14 protein-coding genes are annotated in these 19170 nt (G+C 45.7%); 7 read left to right on the forward strand and 7 right to left on the reverse strand.

Annotated elements, in window-relative coordinates; translation table 11 throughout:
• Positions 1 to 68 precede the first annotated feature (68 nt).
• Positions 69 to 515, reverse strand: coding sequence for a group 1 truncated hemoglobin (locus tag QUB44_RS15805; protein ID WP_333369098.1), 447 nt, complete (start codon positions 513 to 515; stop codon positions 69 to 71).
• A gap of 371 nt (positions 516 to 886) precedes the next feature.
• Between QUB44_RS15805 and QUB44_RS15810 the strand changes: the two genes are divergently transcribed.
• The gene (locus QUB44_RS15810) at positions 887 to 1081 is read left to right on the forward strand and encodes a hypothetical protein (RefSeq protein WP_333369100.1); all 195 of its coding nucleotides are present in this window, start codon (positions 887 to 889) and stop codon (positions 1079 to 1081) included.
• A 231-nt stretch (positions 1082 to 1312) separates the two neighbouring features.
• Here the strand turns inward: QUB44_RS15810 and QUB44_RS15815 are convergent, their stop codons facing one another.
• The 4 genes from QUB44_RS15815 to psaA all read right to left on the reverse strand — a co-directional run bounded on the left by QUB44_RS15815 (position 1313) and on the right by psaA (position 7854).
• Positions 1313 to 1852 carry a cold shock domain-containing protein gene (locus QUB44_RS15815; protein ID WP_333369102.1) on the reverse strand — a complete coding sequence of 180 codons (540 nt, stop codon included), beginning with the start codon at positions 1850 to 1852 and terminating at the stop codon, positions 1313 to 1315.
• A gap of 191 nt (positions 1853 to 2043) precedes the next feature.
• Positions 2044 to 3075 (reverse strand): DMT family transporter, encoded by a 1032-nt coding sequence (locus tag QUB44_RS15820; protein WP_333369104.1) that lies wholly within the window; start codon positions 3073 to 3075, stop codon positions 2044 to 2046.
• Between the two features lie 148 nt (positions 3076 to 3223).
• Complete coding sequence (gene psaB / locus QUB44_RS15825) at positions 3224 to 5449, reverse strand: photosystem I core protein PsaB (protein ID WP_333369106.1); 2226 nt, start codon at positions 5447 to 5449, stop codon at positions 3224 to 3226.
• A 110-nt stretch (positions 5450 to 5559) separates the two neighbouring features.
• Positions 5560 to 7854, reverse strand: coding sequence for a photosystem I core protein PsaA (gene psaA, locus QUB44_RS15830; protein ID WP_333057330.1), 2295 nt, complete (start codon positions 7852 to 7854; stop codon positions 5560 to 5562).
• 644 nt (positions 7855 to 8498) lie between these two features.
• Between psaA and QUB44_RS15835 the strand changes: the two genes are divergently transcribed.
• The 5 genes from QUB44_RS15835 (at position 8499) to QUB44_RS15855 (ending at position 15471) form a co-directional block, all read left to right on the forward strand.
• Positions 8499 to 10127, forward strand: a complete 1629-nt coding sequence (locus QUB44_RS15835; RefSeq protein ID WP_333369108.1) for a hypothetical protein — start codon at positions 8499 to 8501, stop codon at positions 10125 to 10127.
• 81 nt (positions 10128 to 10208) lie between these two features.
• Positions 10209 to 11177: an arsenosugar biosynthesis arsenite methyltransferase ArsM gene (gene arsM / locus QUB44_RS15840; RefSeq protein WP_333369110.1), complete on the forward strand. Its 969-nt coding sequence runs from the start codon at positions 10209 to 10211 to the stop codon at positions 11175 to 11177.
• Between the two features lie 113 nt (positions 11178 to 11290).
• Entirely contained in the window at positions 11291 to 12940 is a 1650-nt protein-coding gene (locus tag QUB44_RS15845) for a GAF domain-containing protein (protein WP_333369112.1), read from the forward strand.
• A 145-nt stretch (positions 12941 to 13085) separates the two neighbouring features.
• Positions 13086 to 14492 (forward strand): site-specific DNA-methyltransferase, encoded by a 1407-nt coding sequence (locus QUB44_RS15850; protein ID WP_333369114.1) that lies wholly within the window; start codon positions 13086 to 13088, stop codon positions 14490 to 14492.
• Positions 14473 to 15471 carry a type II restriction endonuclease gene (locus tag QUB44_RS15855; RefSeq protein ID WP_333369116.1) on the forward strand — a complete coding sequence of 333 codons (999 nt, stop codon included), beginning with the start codon at positions 14473 to 14475 and terminating at the stop codon, positions 15469 to 15471. The genes QUB44_RS15850 and QUB44_RS15855 overlap by 20 nt, the downstream gene beginning before the upstream one ends.
• 246 nt (positions 15472 to 15717) lie before the next feature.
• Here QUB44_RS15855 and QUB44_RS15860 read toward each other — a convergent pair whose 3' ends face one another.
• Positions 15718 to 16197, reverse strand: a complete 480-nt coding sequence (locus tag QUB44_RS15860; protein ID WP_333369118.1) for a DUF2726 domain-containing protein — start codon at positions 16195 to 16197, stop codon at positions 15718 to 15720.
• Positions 16197 to 16919: a hypothetical protein gene (locus QUB44_RS15865; RefSeq protein ID WP_333369120.1), complete on the reverse strand. Its 723-nt coding sequence runs from the start codon at positions 16917 to 16919 to the stop codon at positions 16197 to 16199. Before QUB44_RS15865 ends, QUB44_RS15860 begins: the two co-directional genes overlap by 1 nt.
• Before the next feature lie 295 nt (positions 16920 to 17214).
• Here QUB44_RS15865 and QUB44_RS15870 point away from each other — a divergent pair, with 295 nt between their 5' ends.
• Complete coding sequence (locus QUB44_RS15870) at positions 17215 to 18855, forward strand: thioredoxin-like domain-containing protein (RefSeq protein ID WP_333369122.1); 1641 nt, start codon at positions 17215 to 17217, stop codon at positions 18853 to 18855.
• The last annotated feature ends 315 nt before the right edge of the window (positions 18856 to 19170 follow it).

Here is a 19170-nt window from a genome sequence, read left to right on the forward strand (position 1 = left end):
CTTTTGTTACCTCTGTGGAAAAAATCCTGAAAGAATTTGGAGAAAACTATGTAATTAATTTTGTCTAGCTACTTATCGTTAGCAAAAGCATTAAATTCAATGTCCGTCAGACCTCCATCCATTCCACTATGCGAAAGCTTCATAGTCCGCCCTGTATAAACACAAGGCCCCCCTGCTGCTTGGCAGAATTGATCCACTAACAACTGACGCAGCCTCTGTTGTGAGTTTGTACCCAAGCCAATAAAGTATTTACCAATTACTGGGTCAGCGAATATGAAAGTTGCTGAATCATCAATGACGGCTGCGATCGCGTTGTAGCCTCCTAGCCTATTGTAGAGAGATGGTCTTCCGTCACCTTGTGCAATCAGATCTGTAGTTACTTTTTCTGCTGATTCTTGTGCTGACATCGCCGGCGTAGAACGAGCGAAACTAGGGCTTAATCTGAAAGTAGTCACTACTATGACTGTCATACAAATTAATGTCAACAACATTGCCAAAGATTTACTGAGTTTCATTGAAAAATCTCCAATTGTGATGGTAATATGGTTAATTGAATCTTCAGCACTAATTCATTTACAGATACATAGGCTTAAGAAGCCGACAGCCGAAGTATAAGCCCAACTAAACTTAGTCTTTGCGCTCTGTGGGATGGTAAAGAGGCGATGGGAAAGAGCGATCGCTCTCCACATCAATTGATAACTTTACCATCAAATCATCTTACGGTAGATTTTGTAATATTTCTTAGATAAGTCAGCATTTGCGGATTGATTGACTTCACATTGTGTTGCGTCTTGTCAGAACGCGGTTAAACAAGTTGCATCGCAGCTAAAAGCTCAGGTGAAAAGTGCTAAGATTTAATCGAAGTTGTTAATCTCCGGTTAGTTTTGTGACCAGAGCAAGTACCGCCAGTGGAGTCAGCTCCATTATTAAGAATATTGTGCATAAAAAGGCGCTAGCAACCCGACTAAGGCTGAAGGAAATTTTCTATGTCGGGATGCTGGCGATTGACGAATTGGACGAAAAGCGCCTACAAGAATTAGCCGAAAAGGTGCATCAAATGCAGGTGAATGGCGAGATTTGAGAGGTTGAGGAAAACTAGGTCAACAGTTTCAGCTTTACGGCCAATCACTTTGCAAGAATTTCACAATGAAGCAAACATGAGAAAGAGGTTTATTCAGATTATCTAGATGGCCATTAATTTCATAATCAAGTAAGACAACAGATTTTAAACTCGCCTATTCTCTTAACTTTTGGCATTGATTTTTCATTCGGCTATACGTTCTGGTGCAGCCCAGTTGTTGAGATGCTGTGGCTACCTCGGTGCTTTACGCCAACCATTTGCGATCGCCTCTGACTCTGTGCAAAACCATCTCTCACCCCTAGCTGGATCAATAACTGTTGATTCGTAATCTTCCATGCCTGGAAGGTGATAAACCTTATTGCCTGTATCGATCGAGATGTTGCCTTTGATAGTACATCCTGGTTTGGCGATCGATGTAATTGGAGAAGGTGAACGACTAGGACTAAACTCCATTGTAAGAACCACAATGACAGCCAGAATCCCAATACCAAAAACTGTTTTGAGTACACCGCGTTTCTGTGGTTTCTGCTTTGTTGGCTGATGTCGAGGTGCAACACCTTGAATTGATGCTCTAGTTGCACGTACTTTCCCGTCTGTTTCAGCAACTTGCTCGTACAAAATCGTATCTCCGACTTTTGGGCGACGACTTCCTTCCTTCAGCGCACTGATATGCAAGAAAACTTCTTTACTGCCATCATCCGGTTTAATGAAGCCAAACCCCCGATCGTCTTTCCAGGTTGTCAGTTGCCCTTTATTCAGAACAGGTTTCATAAAATTGAACTTTTATTCGTGCTTAACAGACTCAGCCAACCACTTCGCCTTCTGGCGCCGACGAACATTAATCGGACTATTGCGAATATCAACTTCTAGGGTTACTTATTGTAACTAAGAATCTGTAGTATATTCCAATCCCTTTTAAGTTTTGACTTGATCGCCCCTTAACTAAGGCTGGGTATTCACCATTAAATCCCTTTGAATCCCACCTCCATATCCATCTCTTTTGCCGGACTTACAGGAAGTTGAGGCGCGGATTGGGTTTGCTTGCGAAAAACGCCAATTTGATTGAGAACGATCCCGATTAAAATGATGCTGCCGCCGATGTATTGAGCTGTTGTTGGCGTTTCCGATAAAATCAAATAGGCGGCTAAAATCCCTGCGATCGGACTAAACGAACTGGCGAGGGATACATCTGCCGCGCCCGTCGTTTTTAGTCCCGTAAACCAGCACAGTTGTCCGCCAACAACAATAATCGCACCATAGACGAGCATCCACTGCCAGAGGAAGGGCGCAAAAACATCGATAAAGTGGGTGGGAGTATATAAGATTAAAACGGCAATAAAGAAAACAACCGTTCCCAGTGTTGTTCTGATAATAGAGAACAATCCTAACGGAATTTGCTTGAGCATGACTTTACTAATAATCGTCGAAATGGCTAACGCGATCGCCCCTCCTGCTGCCATGAATTCGCCTCTGCCAATCGTCAATCCGCCCATGTCCATCATATCGGTAGTCGGTGCTTGCAATACAACAGTCAGTGCAACACCCACAAACGAAACGATTGCCCCCGCAATCACCCAAAGATTGACGCGATCGCCCAAAATTAGAATGGACAGCGCTAAAATCAGAGGCGGCTCGATGCGTCCAATCAGTACCACATTATTGACAGCGGTTAAATCCAACGCCATAAAAGTTAAGGCTGGAGCCAATGCCCCAGAGAGCAAAGAAATTCCGATCAATCCCCACCATGTTTTACTGGGAATCGATCGGAAATTTTGCACCGTACATTGCTGGCGATAAACCAGGAATAAAACTGCTAACGCGCAGAGATTCCCTACAAATAAAACATTACAAAGTGAAATCAAATTTCTGCCGTCGATCGCGTTCTGGGCTCCTAAATCGGTCAGTTTGCGAATGACAGAGTTAGAGGCAGCAAAAATAATGATTGCTAGTAATAAATAGGTTCGTCCAGGGATGCGGTTGAATAATTGAGACACGATAATATGAACATGAATATATGAATGATGCGTTCTCTTCTTTATAGCACTGTTTCCTATGCGGTAATTCCTTACAGAAATATACAAAAAAATCCCCCGCTAGAAGGCGGGGGATTTTAGTTAATTACCTAGAAACCAGAGTTCAGAGTTACCCGAATTTCCCGGCCGTCGAGGCAATTACAAAGGCCGCGTAAGTGAGGACGTTGCCCACAGTAAAGTGAACTAAGCCAACCAAACGACCTTGGACGATCGACAAAGCAACAGGCTTGTCTTTCCAGCGAACCAAGTTAGCCAAAGGAGTGCGCTCGTGAGCCCAAACCAAAGTCTCGATCAACTCTTGCCAGTAACCTCTCCAAGAGATCAGGAACATGAAACCAGTTGCCCAAACAAGGTGTCCGAATAAGAACATCCAAGCCCAGACTGACAAGTTGTTAGTACCATACGGGTTGTAACCGTTGATCAACTGGGAAGAATACAGCCAGAGGTAATCGCGGAACCAGCCCATCAGGTAGGTAGAAGACTCATTGAACTGAGCCACATTACCTTGCCAGATGCCCAGGTGCTTCCAGTGCCAGTAGAACGTTACCCAAGCTAGGGTGTTCAACATCCAGAATACAGACAGGTACATCGCGTCCCAAGCAGAGATGTCGCAAGTACCGCCACGGCCGGGGCCGTCGCAAGGGAAAGCATAACCGAAGTCTTTTTTGTCCGGCATCAGCTTAGAACCGCGTGCATCCAGAGCGCCCTTGACCAAGATCAAGGTGGTGGTGTGCAAGCCTAGTGCGATCGCGTGGTGAACCAAGAAATCGCCAGGTCCGATCGCCAAGAACAGAGAATTAGTACCGCTGTTAATCGCATCCAACCAGCCTGGGAGCCATACGTTGCCGTAGTTGGGCCAAGCGGTAGAAGCAATGCTGTCAGGGTTAGACAACAGCACGTCCATGCCGTAGAGAGCTTTTCCGTGAGCAGCTTGGATGAACTGTGCGAACACTGGTTCAATCAAGATTTGCTTTTCAGGAGTACCGAAAGCAACTACAACGTCATTGTGAACGTACAGACCGAGAGTGTGGAAGCCCAAGAACAGCGACACCCAGCTCAAGTGAGAGATAATCGCTTCTTTGTGCTGCAACACGCGATCGAGCACGTTGCCTTTGTTTGCTTCAGGATCGTAGTCCCGCACCAAGAAGATAGCTCCGTGGGCGAAAGCGCCGACCATGATGAATCCAGCAATGTACTGGTGGTGGGTGTAAAGCGCAGCCTGAGTCGTGAAGTCCTTACCTATAAAAGCGTAGGGAGGCATCGCGTACATATGCTGTGCTACCAAGGAGGTAATTACGCCCAAAGCGGCGAGGTGCCAGCCCAATTGGAAGTGTAGCGAGTTGTTGTAGGTCTCGTAAATGCCTTGGTGAGGCATATTGAAAGGGCCTTCAACCTTCTTGCCAAAGAAGTCTTTAGCATCGCACATTTCTTTGATGCTGTGACCGATACCGAAGTTAGTCCGGTACATATGACCGGCAACGATAAACAGAACTGCGATCGCCAAGTGGTGGTGAGCGATGTCTGTCAGCCACAGGGATTCTGTTTGAGGGTGGAAGCCACCCAAGAAAGTCAGAATTGCGGTTCCAGCGCCTTCGGAAGTACCGAAGACATGGCTCGCTGCATCTGGATTCTCGGCGTATACGCCCCAGTTACCAGTGAAGAACGGAGCCAAACCGGCCGGGTGAGGCGGGGTAGACAAGAAGTTGTCCCAACCTACGTGCTGTCCGCGAGATTCGGGGATAGCAACGTGAACCATGTGACCAGTCCAAGCCAAAGAGCTGACACCGAACAAACCAGCCAAGTGGTGGTTGAGGCGAGATTCAGCATTTTTGAACCAAGACAAGCTGGGGCGGTACTTGGGCTGGAGGTGCAACCAACCTGCGAACAGGAAGACTGCCGCCAGTAGTAGCAAGAAGATAGCTCCTTGATACAGGTCGGCGTTTGTCCGAATCCCTTGGGTGAACCACCAATGGTAGACACCAGAGTAAGAGATATCCACCGGGTTAGAAGCGCCGCCTTGAGTGAAAGCTTCTACTGCTGGAGCGCCGAATTGCGGGTCCCAAATCGCGTGAGCGATCGGGCGGACGTTTAGAGGGTCTTTAATCCACTGTTCAAAGTTACCTTGCCATGCTACGTGGAACAGGCTGCCCGATGTCCACAAGAAAATGATTGCTAGGTGGCCGAAGTGAGAAGCAAAAATCTTTTGGTAAAGATTTTCTTCGGTCATGCCATCGTGGCTTTCAAAGTCGTGTGCTGTGGCAATCCCGTACCAGATCCGCCGTGTGGTCGGGTCTTGGGCAAGGTCTTGGCTAAATTTTGGAAATTTCGTTGCCATAAGCCTTGATTAATCCTGAATCCTGAACAAAATTGAAGGGATTCGGTTCGGAGTTTGGATTCTCGATTTGAGATTCCTCCCAAATCGAGAATCCAAAACCTAGGGGTAGTTTACCCTACCGAAATGATTCGCGCTAGGAAAAATGCCCACGTAGTGACAATTCCTCCTAGGAGGTAGTGAGCTACACCCACAGCCCGACCCTGAATAATGCTCAGAGCGCGAGGCTGAATCGACGGAGCTACCTTGAGCTTGTTGTGAGCCCAAACAATCGACTCAATCAGTTCTTGCCAGTAGCCGCGGCCGCTGAACAGGAACATCAAGCTGAAGGCGAAGACAAAGTGTCCTGCTAGGAACATCAAACCGTAGGCCGACAGTGCCGAACCGTAGGACTGAATCACCTGAGAAGCTTGCGCCCAAAGGAAGTCCCGCAGCCAGCCGTTAATCGTGATCGCACTTTGTGCGAAGTTGCCACCGGTAATGTGAGAAATTGTGCCGTCTGGCGATACTGTTCCCCACACGTCCGACTGCATTTTCCAGCTAAAGTGGAAAATCACGATCGAGATGCAGTTGTACATCCAGAACAAGCCTAGGAACACGTGATCCCAACCAGAAACTTGGCAGGTGCCGCCACGGCCGGGGCCGTCGCAAGGGAACCGGAAGCCCAAGTTGCCTTTGTCAGGAACCAAGCGAGAACTGCGTGCAAACAACACGCCCTTCAAGAGAATCAGGACTGTAACGTGAATGGTGAAAGCGTGGATGTGGTGGATCATGAAATCCGCCGTACCCAACTCGATCGGCATCATCGCTACTTTGCCGGCTACTACTACTGCACCGCCGCCAAAAGCGTGGCTAACGATTTCCGTAGCATTAGGCGCTGTTGTGCCCGGAGCCAAAGCGTGGATGTTTTGCACCCACTGGGCAAATATCGGACGCAACTGAATCCCGGTATCCGAGAACAAATCTTGAGGACGACCGAAAGCGCGCATCGTGTCGTTGTGAACGTACAAACCGAAGCTGTGGAAGCCCAAGAATATACAAACCCAGTTCAGGTGGGAAATGATCGCATCTCTATGACGGATCACGCGATCCAACAAGTTGTTGACATTTCCAGCGGGATCGTAATCCCGAACCATGAAGATTGCTCCGTGAGCGGCTGCTCCAACAATCAGGAATCCGCCAATCCACATGTGGTGGGTGAACAGGGATAGCTGAGTCGGGTAGTCGGTCGCGATGTACGGATAGGGAGGCATCGCGTACATGTGTTGGGCGACGATGATGCTCAAAGAGCCCATCAGTGCCAAGTTAATCGACAGTTGCGCGTGCCAAGAATTAGTCAGGATTTCGTAGAGACCTTTGTGACCTTCACCAGTGAAGGGGCCTTTGTGGTTCTCTAGGATTTCTTTCATGCTGTGGCCGATGCCCCAGTTCGTCCGGTACATATGACCAGCGACGATGAATAGCACTGCCAAAGCTAAGTGGTGGTGTGCTGTATCAGTCAGCCACAAACCGCCTGTGGTGGGGTTCAGACCGCCTTTGAAGGTCAGGAAGTCTGTATATGCGCCCCAGTTGAGGGTGAAGAAGGGGGTTAAACCTTTAGCGAAACTCGGGTAGATGTCAGCCATCAAGCCCGGTGTCAAAATCCACTCGTGCGGCAGGGGGATGTCGGCAACTGTTTTGATCAGCTTACCGCCGACTGTCAGCGGTGCACCTGCATCGATCGCGTCCATGCAAGCATTGATCGGCAGAGCAACGTGAATTTGTTGTCCTGCGAAGCCCAAGCACCCGCAGCCTAACAAAACTGCCAAGTGGTGGTTCATCATCGATTCCACGTTCTGGAACCATTCCAGTTTCGGAGCGCGGACGTGATAGTGGAACCAACCGGCAAACAGCATCAAAGCTGCCATTACCAGGGCGCCGATCGCAGTGCAATATAGCTGGTATGAGTTAGTGATGCCGTTGGCGCGCCACAGTTGGAATAGACCAGAGGTGATCTGAATCCCGTGAAAGCCGCCGCCTACATCTGCATTTAAAATTTCTTGACCAAAAATCGGCCAGACCACTTGAGCGCTGGGCTTGATGGCTGTAGGATTTGTCAGCCAAGCTTCGTAATTGGAAAATTTAGCGCCGTGGAAATATGCGCCGCTCAACCATACGAAGATTACTGCCAAGTGGCCGAAGTGAGCGCTAAAGATTTTGCGCGAAACGTCTTCTAAGTCACTTGTATGACTGTCAAAGTCGTGAGCGTTAGCGTGGAGGTTCCAAATCCAAGTGGTGGTTTTTGGCCCCTTAGCTAGAGTGCGATCAAAATGACCGGGTTTTGACCACTTCTCGAAAGAAGTTGGAACCGGATTTTTATCGACTACTACCCTAGCTTTTACCTCTCGCTCTGGAGGACTAATGGTCATGAAGACTCTCCTCTCGGTAAGACAAGGAACGAGAACTGAACACTGTACCGGACACTCCCCACGCTTGATTAGGCGGGGGATTCTCGAAAAAGCCGACACTTCACTGCACTTTACTCTTTGCAGAGCTAGACGCAGGTTCATCGTCTCCCCAAGCATTTTGCTTCTGTGAAGAAGCCAGTTTCCCAGTGTCGCTAACAATGTGACTGGGTACTGCTAACTCTTCTCGCTATCTGCAGCCGCCGATCGCGTCCTTGATTCAGACTTGATACGGCTGCTTCTTTTGAGGGAGTTTTATGAATTATAAGCTTGCTAGAGAAGTATTAATCGCTTGTTAACAATACTTAAAAAAGGCTCAATTCTTGATGTAATAACGCCTTTAAATCCCACAGTCCCTCGAAAAAGTCAAGGGGTACTGCCATTAACTTTACAAAACTCAAAGATAAGGTAATTTAGGATTACTCATTTGTAGATAGATGTTTTGGAAAAAGGCTGCGGGAATTAAGAGTGGGAGAGGATGAGTTGCCCGCTGCTGCCTCAATCCGGGTTCCTACGCGGCTTTGGAATTCATGAGGTAGAATTCCCCAATACTAAATTCATTTTTGGGCTATAGTTCCCTATGAGAAGGCTTCTAGGAGTATCGTTGCGTGATTGGGATCAATTGGCACAGAACGGTTGTGGGCAGGCTGCTGGCATTGTTCGCAGTAGCAGTATTAATTTTGGGTTTAGCAAGTTGTGGCGCCGGCCATCCCGAATTGCCCAAATCAGGGAACAAGAGCGGCTCAGCTACCGCCCCAGTAAACAGAATCTCAGAGGTTTCTCCCCCAGAAGCCATCCAACAACTGCGTCAGGCTCTAGAAATCTACCAGCCTCAAATTAGTATTTTGAATCCAAAACCTGACGAAGTGCTTCAGGATATAAATGTGTCTGTTCAGTTCCAAGTGAAGGACTTGCCCATTTTCAAAGATGCAAACTTGGGTTTGGGCCCCCATCTGCAAGTTTTATTAGACAACCAACCTTATGCAGCAGTTTACGACATCAACCAACCTTTAACGCTCTCCGACTTAGAACCCGGAACCCATACCCTGCAGGTGTTCGCCGCCCGCCCTTGGGAAGAAAGCTTTAAAAACGAAGGTGCCGCAGCTCAAACCACCTTTCACGTTTTTACCAAAACAGACGACAATAATCCCGATCGAACATTGCCCCTATTAACGTACAACAGCCCCCAAGGCAGCTATGGGGCAGAACCCATCCTGCTCGACTTTTACTTGACAAATGCCCCTCCGCACGAAGTGGCGCAAGAAAATTCCCAAGATGAAATACTCGATTGGAAAATTCGAGCCACAGTCAACGGCCAAAGCTTTGCGATCGACCAGTGGCAACCTATATACCTTAAAGGATTTAAACCAGGGAAAAACTGGGTACAGCTAGAATTAATTGACGAACGGGGAAATATCGTCAAAAACGCCTTTAATAATACAGTCAGACTGATCACTTTCCAACCGCTCGGTCAAGATCCTCTTTCAAAATTAGTGCGGGGCGAACTAACAGCAGCAGAAACTCGCGGTATAGTCGATCGCACCTACCAAGCCCCCGATCCGACACCAACCCCAACCCCCGAACCGACACCGACACCTGCATTAGAAAAAACACCAGTTGTCCAACCCTCACCAGCGGTTCCAGAAACCCCTGTTACCGAACCCAGCTTAGAGCCAACAGTCGCTCCCGAAGTTCCTCCCATTCAAGAAATAGAACCGACACCAACAGCAACCCCCCAACTAGAAGCGCCGAAAATTGTAGAACCTATTCAAGTAATAGAACCGAAACCGACAGCAACTCCACCGTTAGAAACCCCAAAAATTGTAGAACCAGTTCAAGTAATAGAACCGACACCGGCAGCAACTCCACAGTTAGAAGCGCCGAAAAATGTAGAACCAGTTCAAGTAATAGAACCGACCCCAACAGCATCTCCCCAAACAAAAAAACAGGAATATAAAGGATACTACAATCGGTTCCGCAACTTCTTGCGTGAAGAACAGCAACCTGCTAATTTTTCAGAGCCACCAACCCTGCCAGAAATAACAGGAAAAGCTCCAGTACCAAAAGTAGTCGCTCCCGCGATACCAGAACAATCTCCCAATCTTGTACCGCCAACGCCACCAGTTGCCGCTGAAACTCCTAGCCAGCCAACCACCGAATTAGCCCCTCCCGAAACAACTGTTTCCGAACCCGAAAATCCGCCCAAATCCGAACAAAAAGTCGAATTTGCCACCTAACAAAAACTTTCTGGGCTTCTTCGTTGCATCGGCGTCGCGCTCGTGATCTATCTGCAGTTAACAATTAAAGAACACTAAAAAATGACCTACCTCGAAACAGCAGCCAAATTCTACAGTGATGTTGCCGAAACACCCCAAATCGGACTTTGCTGCGTCCAAAGCAATCCCTTGCAATTGCCAGGATTAAAAATTCCCGAACAAATGCAGGAAATGAATTACGGCTGCGGCACAACCGTTCACGCCGCTGAACTCGTCGGCAATCCCTTCGTGCTTTATGTAGGCGTCGGCGGCGGCTTGGAAGCACTACAATTTGCATATTTTTCTAGACACAAAGGAGCAGTTATTGCCGTCGATCCGGTTCCAGCAATGCGAGATGCGGCGGCACGAAACTTGCAAATAGCCGCCCACGAAAATGATTGGTTTGATCCGAGTTTTGTAGAAATTTGTGAAGGCGATGCTTTTGCGTTGCCGGTGCCGGATGCTTCTGTAGATGTTGTCGCCCAAAACTGCTTGTTTAATATCTTTGAACCAGCGGATTTAGCTAAAGCATTAAAAGAGACTTATCGGGTGTTAAAACCGGGTGGCAGATTGTTGATGAGCGATCCGATCGCAACTCGCCCCATTCCGCAGCATTTAAAGGAAGACCAACGCTTGCGGGCCTTGTGTTTGTCCGGCGCTTTGACATACGCAGAATACGTTCAACACCTTGTAGACGTGGGTTTTGGGCAAGTCGAAGTGCGGGCGCGCCGTCCTTACCGATTGCTTGACAAACACAATTATCAATTGGAAGCGGATTTGCTGTTAGAAAGCCTGGATTCGGTGTCTTTCAAAGTGGATGTACCGGAGGATGGAGCTTGCATTTTCACTGGCAAGACGGCGATTTATACGGGGTATGAAGATCTGTTTGATGACGGAGCAGGCCACGTTTTGCAGCGGGGAGTTCCGGCGGCGGTATGCGATAAAACTGCTGGGAAATTGGGGGGATCAATGCCCGATAAGGTGTTAATTACTGATTCGACTTGGCATTATAGCGGCGGCGGTTGCTGTTAAATTTTGTTGGAATGGGGGAGGTAGCTTTCACCGCAGATATACCTCTTTCAACTCTTTCTGCTGATAGTTATCTTTAGAGAGTGCCTGATGAAAATTATCATAGGAGTTATTGTATGAGTTTGAGCGATATTTTAAAACCTCTGAGCCGCGAGAGTTTTCGATTTGTTACTAGAGATATTTGTTGCGAAGGACATCAAGAGCGTGAAATTCTCAATCTCATCCTGTCATTCCTAGATAATATGATTGACGAGCGAGGATTTGATGCAGTCCTTTATGAAAAGTTGCAGAAGATTACTCTACAAACAGGGGAATTGTTGAATGCAGATAGAGCCACAATTTTTCTATTCGATGAAGAGCCGAATGAACTCTCGGCAATTGTAGCCAAAGATGAAAATGGCAAAAGCCTAGAGATCCGAGTTCCCGCCCATCTGGGCATTGCGGGAGAAGTAGCCACGGAGAAAAAAGTGGTAAATATTCCCTATGATTTCTATGATGACCCACGTTCTGTAAACGCCAAAAAAGTTGACGACATAACAGGATATCGCACCTCTACAATGCTGGCTATGCCTTTGTTAAATGAAGAAACAGGCAAGTTAATCGCAGTAGTTCAACTCATTAATAAACTCAAGCCGAACCACCAAGATTATGGTACTTTAGACGAACAGATTGACAAGGTAGGATTTACTGAAGCAGACGAACAAATTTTTCGAGAATTTGCCCCGTCGATTCGCCTAATTCTAGAGTCAGTCCAATCTTTGTACGCACTAAATCAAAGACAACTGGCCGCGACAGCACTGATGCACGCCGTCAGCGCTCTTTGTCGGAGCAGTTTAGACTTAGATGATACCTTGAAGCGGGTGATGGATGGGGCCCAAGAACTGATGCAAGCCGATCGCAGTATCCTGTGGCTGATCGACGAAGATAAAGACGAACTGTGGACGAAAATCCCGATCGGCGGCAACCTTAAAGAAATTCGCATACCCAGAACCGCCGGTTTGGCAGGTATTGTGGCTCAATCCGGCGAACCGCTGCTGATTCCCTTTGATATCTACGACGACTCCCGGCCTGGAATTTACACAGAAACCGACAAAAAAACTGGCTACCGCACTTGCAGTATGCTGTGTATGCCAGTGTTTAATGCAGACCATAAATTGATTGGAGTGACTCAATTAGTCAACAAAACAAAGAAAGGAGATTTCCCCCCATACAACCCAGAAAACTGGCCGCAAGCCCCCGAACAGTGGAAAGCGAGTTTCAGTCAAACCGACATGGAATTTATGAAAGCGTTTAACATCCAAGCAGGAGTCGCCCTGCAAAACGCTATCTTGTTTTCCAAGGTCAAACAACAAGAAAACAGACATAAAGATATAGTGCGATCGCTCCCTAATGGTGTCATCTCCACGGATAAAAAAGGTAAGGTTATTACCGCTAACGATCGAGCTAAACAATTGCTAGGTGCTAGCGAGGGAGAAGTCGTAGAGGGTGTATTTTTGGGTGATTTAATTAAAATCGAGAATGAGAATTTTAGTCAATGGTTAAATGCTGCTTTGTCACCGGAAGGCGATCGAGATAGAGAGCAATATTACCCCAATCTGGTTCTATTGCCATTGCAAGGAGAACCGCAGAATATCAATCTGTGGTTTAACTCAATCGCAAGTGCGATCGACCCGAATAAAATTAACGGTGTATTGGTGATGCTGGAAAATAACAGCCGGCAAAACCAAGGAGAAAATTGGGGTTCAGTAAGAGGGGCGAATTTCTGAAGCGGTTAATTCTCTGGTTCGTCAGAGAGAATTTACAAGAGTAGCGACCTCTGCCGGTTCTTTGATTGGAGATACTGGTATACTACGATGACAGTTAGTTATTTAATAATTTCTAGTCATGGTAAATATGTCAAGCATCTCCAATATGGCCTCTGAAGTGGAAAGTAACTTTCTGGGAGAGATTGATAACCTTGACAAGCAATTACACGATCGCTTTCAAGACAAGTTTGTAGTCCAGCCCTCCCTGACCAGACTTTTGGTTAGTTTTCAGGCTAACAAAACTAGACCAATCTATCGATGGTACAAGTACAAGGAAGCTTTTTCCGTTTCTCTGGTCGAGTTTTTATTTCAAAAATATCAAGTCATTCAAGGCAAGATTTTTGATCCTTTTACAGGTAGTGGAACTGCTTTATTTGCTGCTAGTGACTTGGGAATAGATGGTGAGGGTATTGAATTGTTACCTATCGGTCAACATATAATTAATACCAAAATCCTTTTAGACACTGCCTTCACTCTTGATGATTTTGAGCGGCTAAAGACATGGTTTAATGGGCAAATATGGAAACAATTTGAGGGCCAAGTCACTCTGCCAGAATTGAGAATCACTAAGGGAGCTTACCCGGAAAAAAATAAAATAGAAATTGAGCAATATCTTGGAGCTTGTTATCAAGAAAATATTAAGATTCAATCAGTTTTAGTCTTGATTTTACTGTGTGTTTTAGAATCCGTAAGCTATACACGCAAAGATGGACAGTATCTTCGTTGGGATTACCGTTCAGATCATGGTCATTCAAAGAAGTCCTTCAATAAAGGTGAGGTTCTTGAGTTCAGTAAAGCTATTACCCAAAAATTCAATGAACTTGTTAACGACTTAGAACCTCCTACACAACAACTTGAGCTTTTTCAAACTCAGAATAATCAAGGCAAAATTAATTTGCATCAAGGTTCTTGTCTGAAGATAATGCCCGGTTTGCCGGACTCTACATACGATGCAATCATTACATCTCCACCCTACTGCAATCGATATGACTATACTCGCACCTATGCACTAGAGCTAGCTTTACTAGGAATTTCTGAAAAGGAATTAATTAATCTGCGTCAGGAAATGCTAAGTTGTACGGTTGAGAATCACCCCAAAGATTTATTGGCTATCAATCAGGCTTGGGAAGTAGCTTTAAGTATTGCTAATTCGCAAACTCTATTGCAGGCTATATTAAGATATTTGGACAGCCAAAAGTCACAGGGCGTATTGAATAACAATGGTATACCAAGAATGGTAAGAGGATATTTCTATGAAATGGCTTGTGTAATACAAGAAAGCTTTCGTATTCTTAAACCTGGGGCATTTTTGTTTATGGTTAATGACAATGTGCGCTACGCAGGTATAAGCATTTCAGTGGACATGATTCTTTCTGATTTTGCTGAAAAGCTAGGCTTTTTTACGGAAAATATTCTCGTCTTACCAGGTGATAAGGGGAATAGTAGTCAACAGATGGGCAACTATGGACGCGCTCCTTTGAGGAAGTGCGTTTATGTATGGAAAAAACAATAACTGGAAACCTATGTGTGTTTATCGTAACCACCTTCAATCCAGTGACGATCTTGTCACAACATATGAAGACACTCGTGCGGGTTTTGTTGCACTTGCCCTTGAAAAAAATCGACGCGCTACCCCTTACGTCGCCCAAGCAAGAGCACTTCAAGAAGCTGCGGGTCAAGCTGAGAGTCCTACTGATTTGTTAAATGTTAAGGGCATTGAAATGGGATTGTTGACTGCAGCAGGATTATCTGACAAGTCTCTTGCTCATTTGATGCCAAATGATAAAATTGAAGCTATCAATGGTCTAATCAGGAATTTTCTTGAGCCAGCAGGCACAAATTTTGTGGAGGAATTGGTCTTTAGATTTCTACTGACTCGTGGTGACACGCTTGGTGGCTCAATGCGTAATGTTGGCGGAGCATTAGCACAAAGAAAACTAACTCGTGCTATCCTCTCGACTCTCACCATTGCTGGTAAGAGATATTACTGGCAACACTCAAAGACAAAAAAGTGGATAGCAATGACAAATGATGACACAGAAATTGAGTTGTCTTTACGTGGAATAAGTTGGGAGAGCGAGCTGGGTAATCGCACATTGATTTATAACCTAACTGTTCCGCTAGTCAGGAGCAATGTGGATTTATGTTTATTTAATCTTGCCCCGACGGAGTTGGTAGCCAGTCAATCCAGCGCAATTGACCCATCTATGGTGGCACCTTATGTTATTGCATTGGGCGAACTTAAAGGCGGAATCGATCCTGCCGGTGCAGATGAGCATTGGAAAACGGCACAAGCGGCACTAAATCGCATACGCGAAGCTTTTTTCCGGGTTGGACATTCACCTCTGACTTTCTTTGTGGCTTCAGCGGTGGCGACAAGGATGGCGAGTGAAATTTGGCATCAACTGGAAAACGGGACTCTCACTAATGCTGCCAATCTGAATGAGGAGAATCAAGTTGCATCTATTTGTCGTTGGTTATGTAATTTATAAAAACAACAACGGTTTTGACTTCGCGCCTACACAAACAAAGTCCGCCTGCGCGGACTGAATCGTGCCAATTTAAAAAAGTTTTGCTACAAACAAGAAAGTTGGTCGGAGTGAAACGGAGGGTTCGTTCCTCAACCTAATCTACGATTGCTCTTCTTCTCAACCCGCGCAGACGGGTTTTGTCTGTGTACCCGCGATTTCTAATCGCCCGGTATATGTACCAATAGTCGGATATATAACTATTCCTAGTTACCAAGCTATAAGCTGAACTTGAGGCGCGACTGATTCCCTGCAATATTGTGTGATTAGCCTTTGGGCATTTTCCCTGTTTTGTCCTGTGTATAAATTGTAAACTACTTCTTCATTTTGAGAGGAGAGATATAACAAACCACAGTTTTTTACCCGCGAGTAAATTAAGGGAACTTTGGCAAAGTCAAGTAAAGTGGCTTTTTTACGATCGCGCTCTTTCGCTTCTGGGCTATCGTGGTATTGAGACTGAAACTCTAATACTAGGCAAGGATTGTAGTTCAAGTCTGTGATTAGAGCATCGACAGCACTGGGGCTAAATAAAAACTTTTTTAGTTCCCAGTCAAGGTTGCTGACTTGTTCGCAAATTTGGGATAAGCTAACCTGTGTATGAATTTTATAGTTGTTGTCTACACAGGTATGAAGAAATTCGAGCATTCTTTCTTCGTAAGGGTTGACAAGTCTTTTGGCTTTGACAGACATTATTGTGCCTCCATGATAATTTTTGCAAAGTGACCCAGGAACTCTTCTAGAACTTCACTTGAACTGATAGAAACCTGCCATGCGTAGGGAAAAAGTTTATCTTCGCTGAGTATGACGTAGCTGTCCCTATTACTTAAGGTTTCAATGGGAACTTTTTCATTTTTTTTTAGGGGAATATTGAGAATTGTGCGTCGTTTACAGGATGCAAAATAAACGTTGATTTTTTCTGGTAGATCAGAATAGTCTATTAGTTGTTCTCTAATTTCATTTATATAAAAAGTTCCCGTTATTTTCCCTTCTATTAGGGTAGTAAATCGCGGATCGATTGAATTTAAAAAAAGGTCTTTTTTACTAGGTAAAACCCAGACTGATCCTGCTCTAAGTTCAGGTTCTACTTCTACCAATGTCCAATACTTGAAGCTGAGTATATGTTCGTCTAAGATATCTTGAGGAATCGAAATAAACAAACTATCCTTTCGCTCTTGAAAAACAACTTGATAACGTTTATCCCCTTTCCCTGGCTTCTTAACTCTGTATCCTATATATTGAGAGGTTCGCTTCTCTTCAAACTTGTCATAGAAGCCCATTTGCTTGAGTAAAGTTGCAGCAGAAGACATTAAATCTTCGCCACCTTCAATCACTTGAATATTGGTTGAAATCAGGCGGGGTACGCCGTCTTCTACCTCAAAACGTTGGATGACATCGTAGATAATTTTAGACATTGGCTGGTTCCTAAGAACCTTGGCTAAGATTCATAGATATAGCTTAAACTGACCAGCCAGGAATGTCAAGCATCTTGGCTAAGATTTTTAGATGTTAATTACACAGGAATTTTTTGAGTATTTATACGCAACAAGGACAATGAAGCCCGATCGCCTCCCTTGCCCCCCTCTTGTGCCACAGCCATCTTGCCTATGTCCAAAAACCCTGATTTAACCAGCTTTCTCCCCATCCCGCGAAACTTCCCGCTAAATTAAAGAAGTAAAAAAATCATTCACATCCTACCCAGGAGATGCCATGCCTCGCGTCAGAGCACCAGAATTCCCCGGAAACTACCCCTGGCTGAACACCGAAAAACCTTTATCCATTGAATCCTTAAAAGGGCGCGTCGTCCTCCTCGACTTCTGGACGTACTGCTGCATCAACTGCTTGCACGTCCTGCCAGACTTAAAATACCTCGAAAAAAAATATAAAGATTCCCTCACGGTTATCGGCGTTCACTCGGCTAAATTTGAAAACGAAAAAGAAGTAGAAAACATCCGCCAAGCTATCCTCCGCTACGATATCGAACATCCTGTAATCGTTGACAGCGGAATGAAAGTTTGGCAAAGCTACGCGGTTCGCGCTTGGCCGACTTTAATGGTGATCGATCCTGAAAGTTATGTCGTTGGCTTTGTTTCCGGCGAAGGCAATAGAGAAGCACTTGACGAGTTAGTTGGCAAGTTAATTGCTGAATACAAAGATAAAAATGCACTCAACTTTAAACAACTCAGTTTTACCTTAGAAAAACAGCGCAAACCTGTATCAACACCGCTGGCTTTTCCCGGTAAAGTGCTGGCATTTGCGATCGCTGCAACGGAGGCAAAACATCTTCACCAACAGGTCGCGCTTTTGGGCGAAATGAGCCAGGAAAATGAATCTGTAGATGAAACTGTATTGCCCGGGCCTGCTAATTCTGTCATACAAAACTTAGTCGGTTCTTGCTTATTTATTGCCGATTCCGGCCACAATAGGATTGTTGTCAGCACCCTCGAAGGTGAGGTGCTGCACGTTATCGGTAGTGGCAAACCGGGTTTAACTGATGGGGACTTTGAAGAGGCTGAGTTTTTTGCACCTCAAGGTATGGCTTTTGATGCAGAAAGTCAAATTCTATATGTTGCTGATACGGAAAATCATGCTCTCAGAAAAATTGATTTTACGACTCAACGGGTAGAAACTGTTGCTGGTACGGGCGAACAAAGTCACGAAATTTCACCCCGCAGCGGCAAGGGTTTAGAAATGCAATTGAATTCGCCTTGGGATTTAGAAAGAGTTGGAAATAGGCTTTTTATTGCAATGGCGGGTTCCCACCAAATTTGGGAAATGCAGTTAGACACTGGCACGATCGGCACTTATGCGGGTATTGGCCGAGAATCCTGTGTGGACGGGAATATTGCAGAATCTGCTTTTTCTCAGCCCAGCGGCCTGGCGACCGATCGATCGGAGTTGTTTGTTGCCGACAGCGAAATTAGTTCGATTCGGGCTGTGGGTATAGATGAAGACCCGAAGGTTCGCACTGTTTGCGGTAGCGGTGAATTGTTTGGTTTTGGAGATAAAGATGGTCGCGGTGATGAGGTAAGGTTGCAGCACTGTTTGGGTGTTGAATACGCTCAAAATTACCTCTGGGTGGCTGATACTTACAATCACAAAATTAAGCGGATCGACCACCGGGGCGGTACGTGCAGAACAATGATTGGAGATGGTACAGCGGGTTTGGTTGATGCTAAAGGTCTCAAGGCTCGATTTTTTGAACCTTCAGGGTTGAGCGCGATCGGGTCTCACTTGTTTGTTGCTGATACGAACAATCATGTAATTCGGAGAGTTGAGTTGGATACGCTGGAAGTCGCAACTTTGGATTTCCCCGGTTTGTGCGCTCCTGATGTTTGTATTCCTGATTAAGTCGATCGACTTTTTTTACTTCAGGCACGGTCGTCAATTCTCCTGATTGCCAGATTGATTGTGGTAAAGTAGGGTGCTCTTCGGCGCACCTTACCACCATTTTCAAGCCAAGTAAGTTACCCTAATTATTCGCGGTGAGTGCAGTGCCTCACCCGCAATTCACTCCTGGATGCAGAACCTCTATATTTAGGGTGTACGGCCCAAGAATACCTGACCGATATAAGTAGAACGTCAAACCACTTTTTGCGCCCAGGACTGAATTACTAAATGTTGTTAATTCCATCGCTACTAAAACCGCGATCGCCCGTATTAAAT

Origin of the sequence: Microcoleus sp. AT3-D2, assembly GCF_036705715.1 — a bacterium.
Lineage (GTDB): Bacteria > Cyanobacteriota > Cyanobacteriia > Cyanobacteriales > Microcoleaceae > Microcoleus.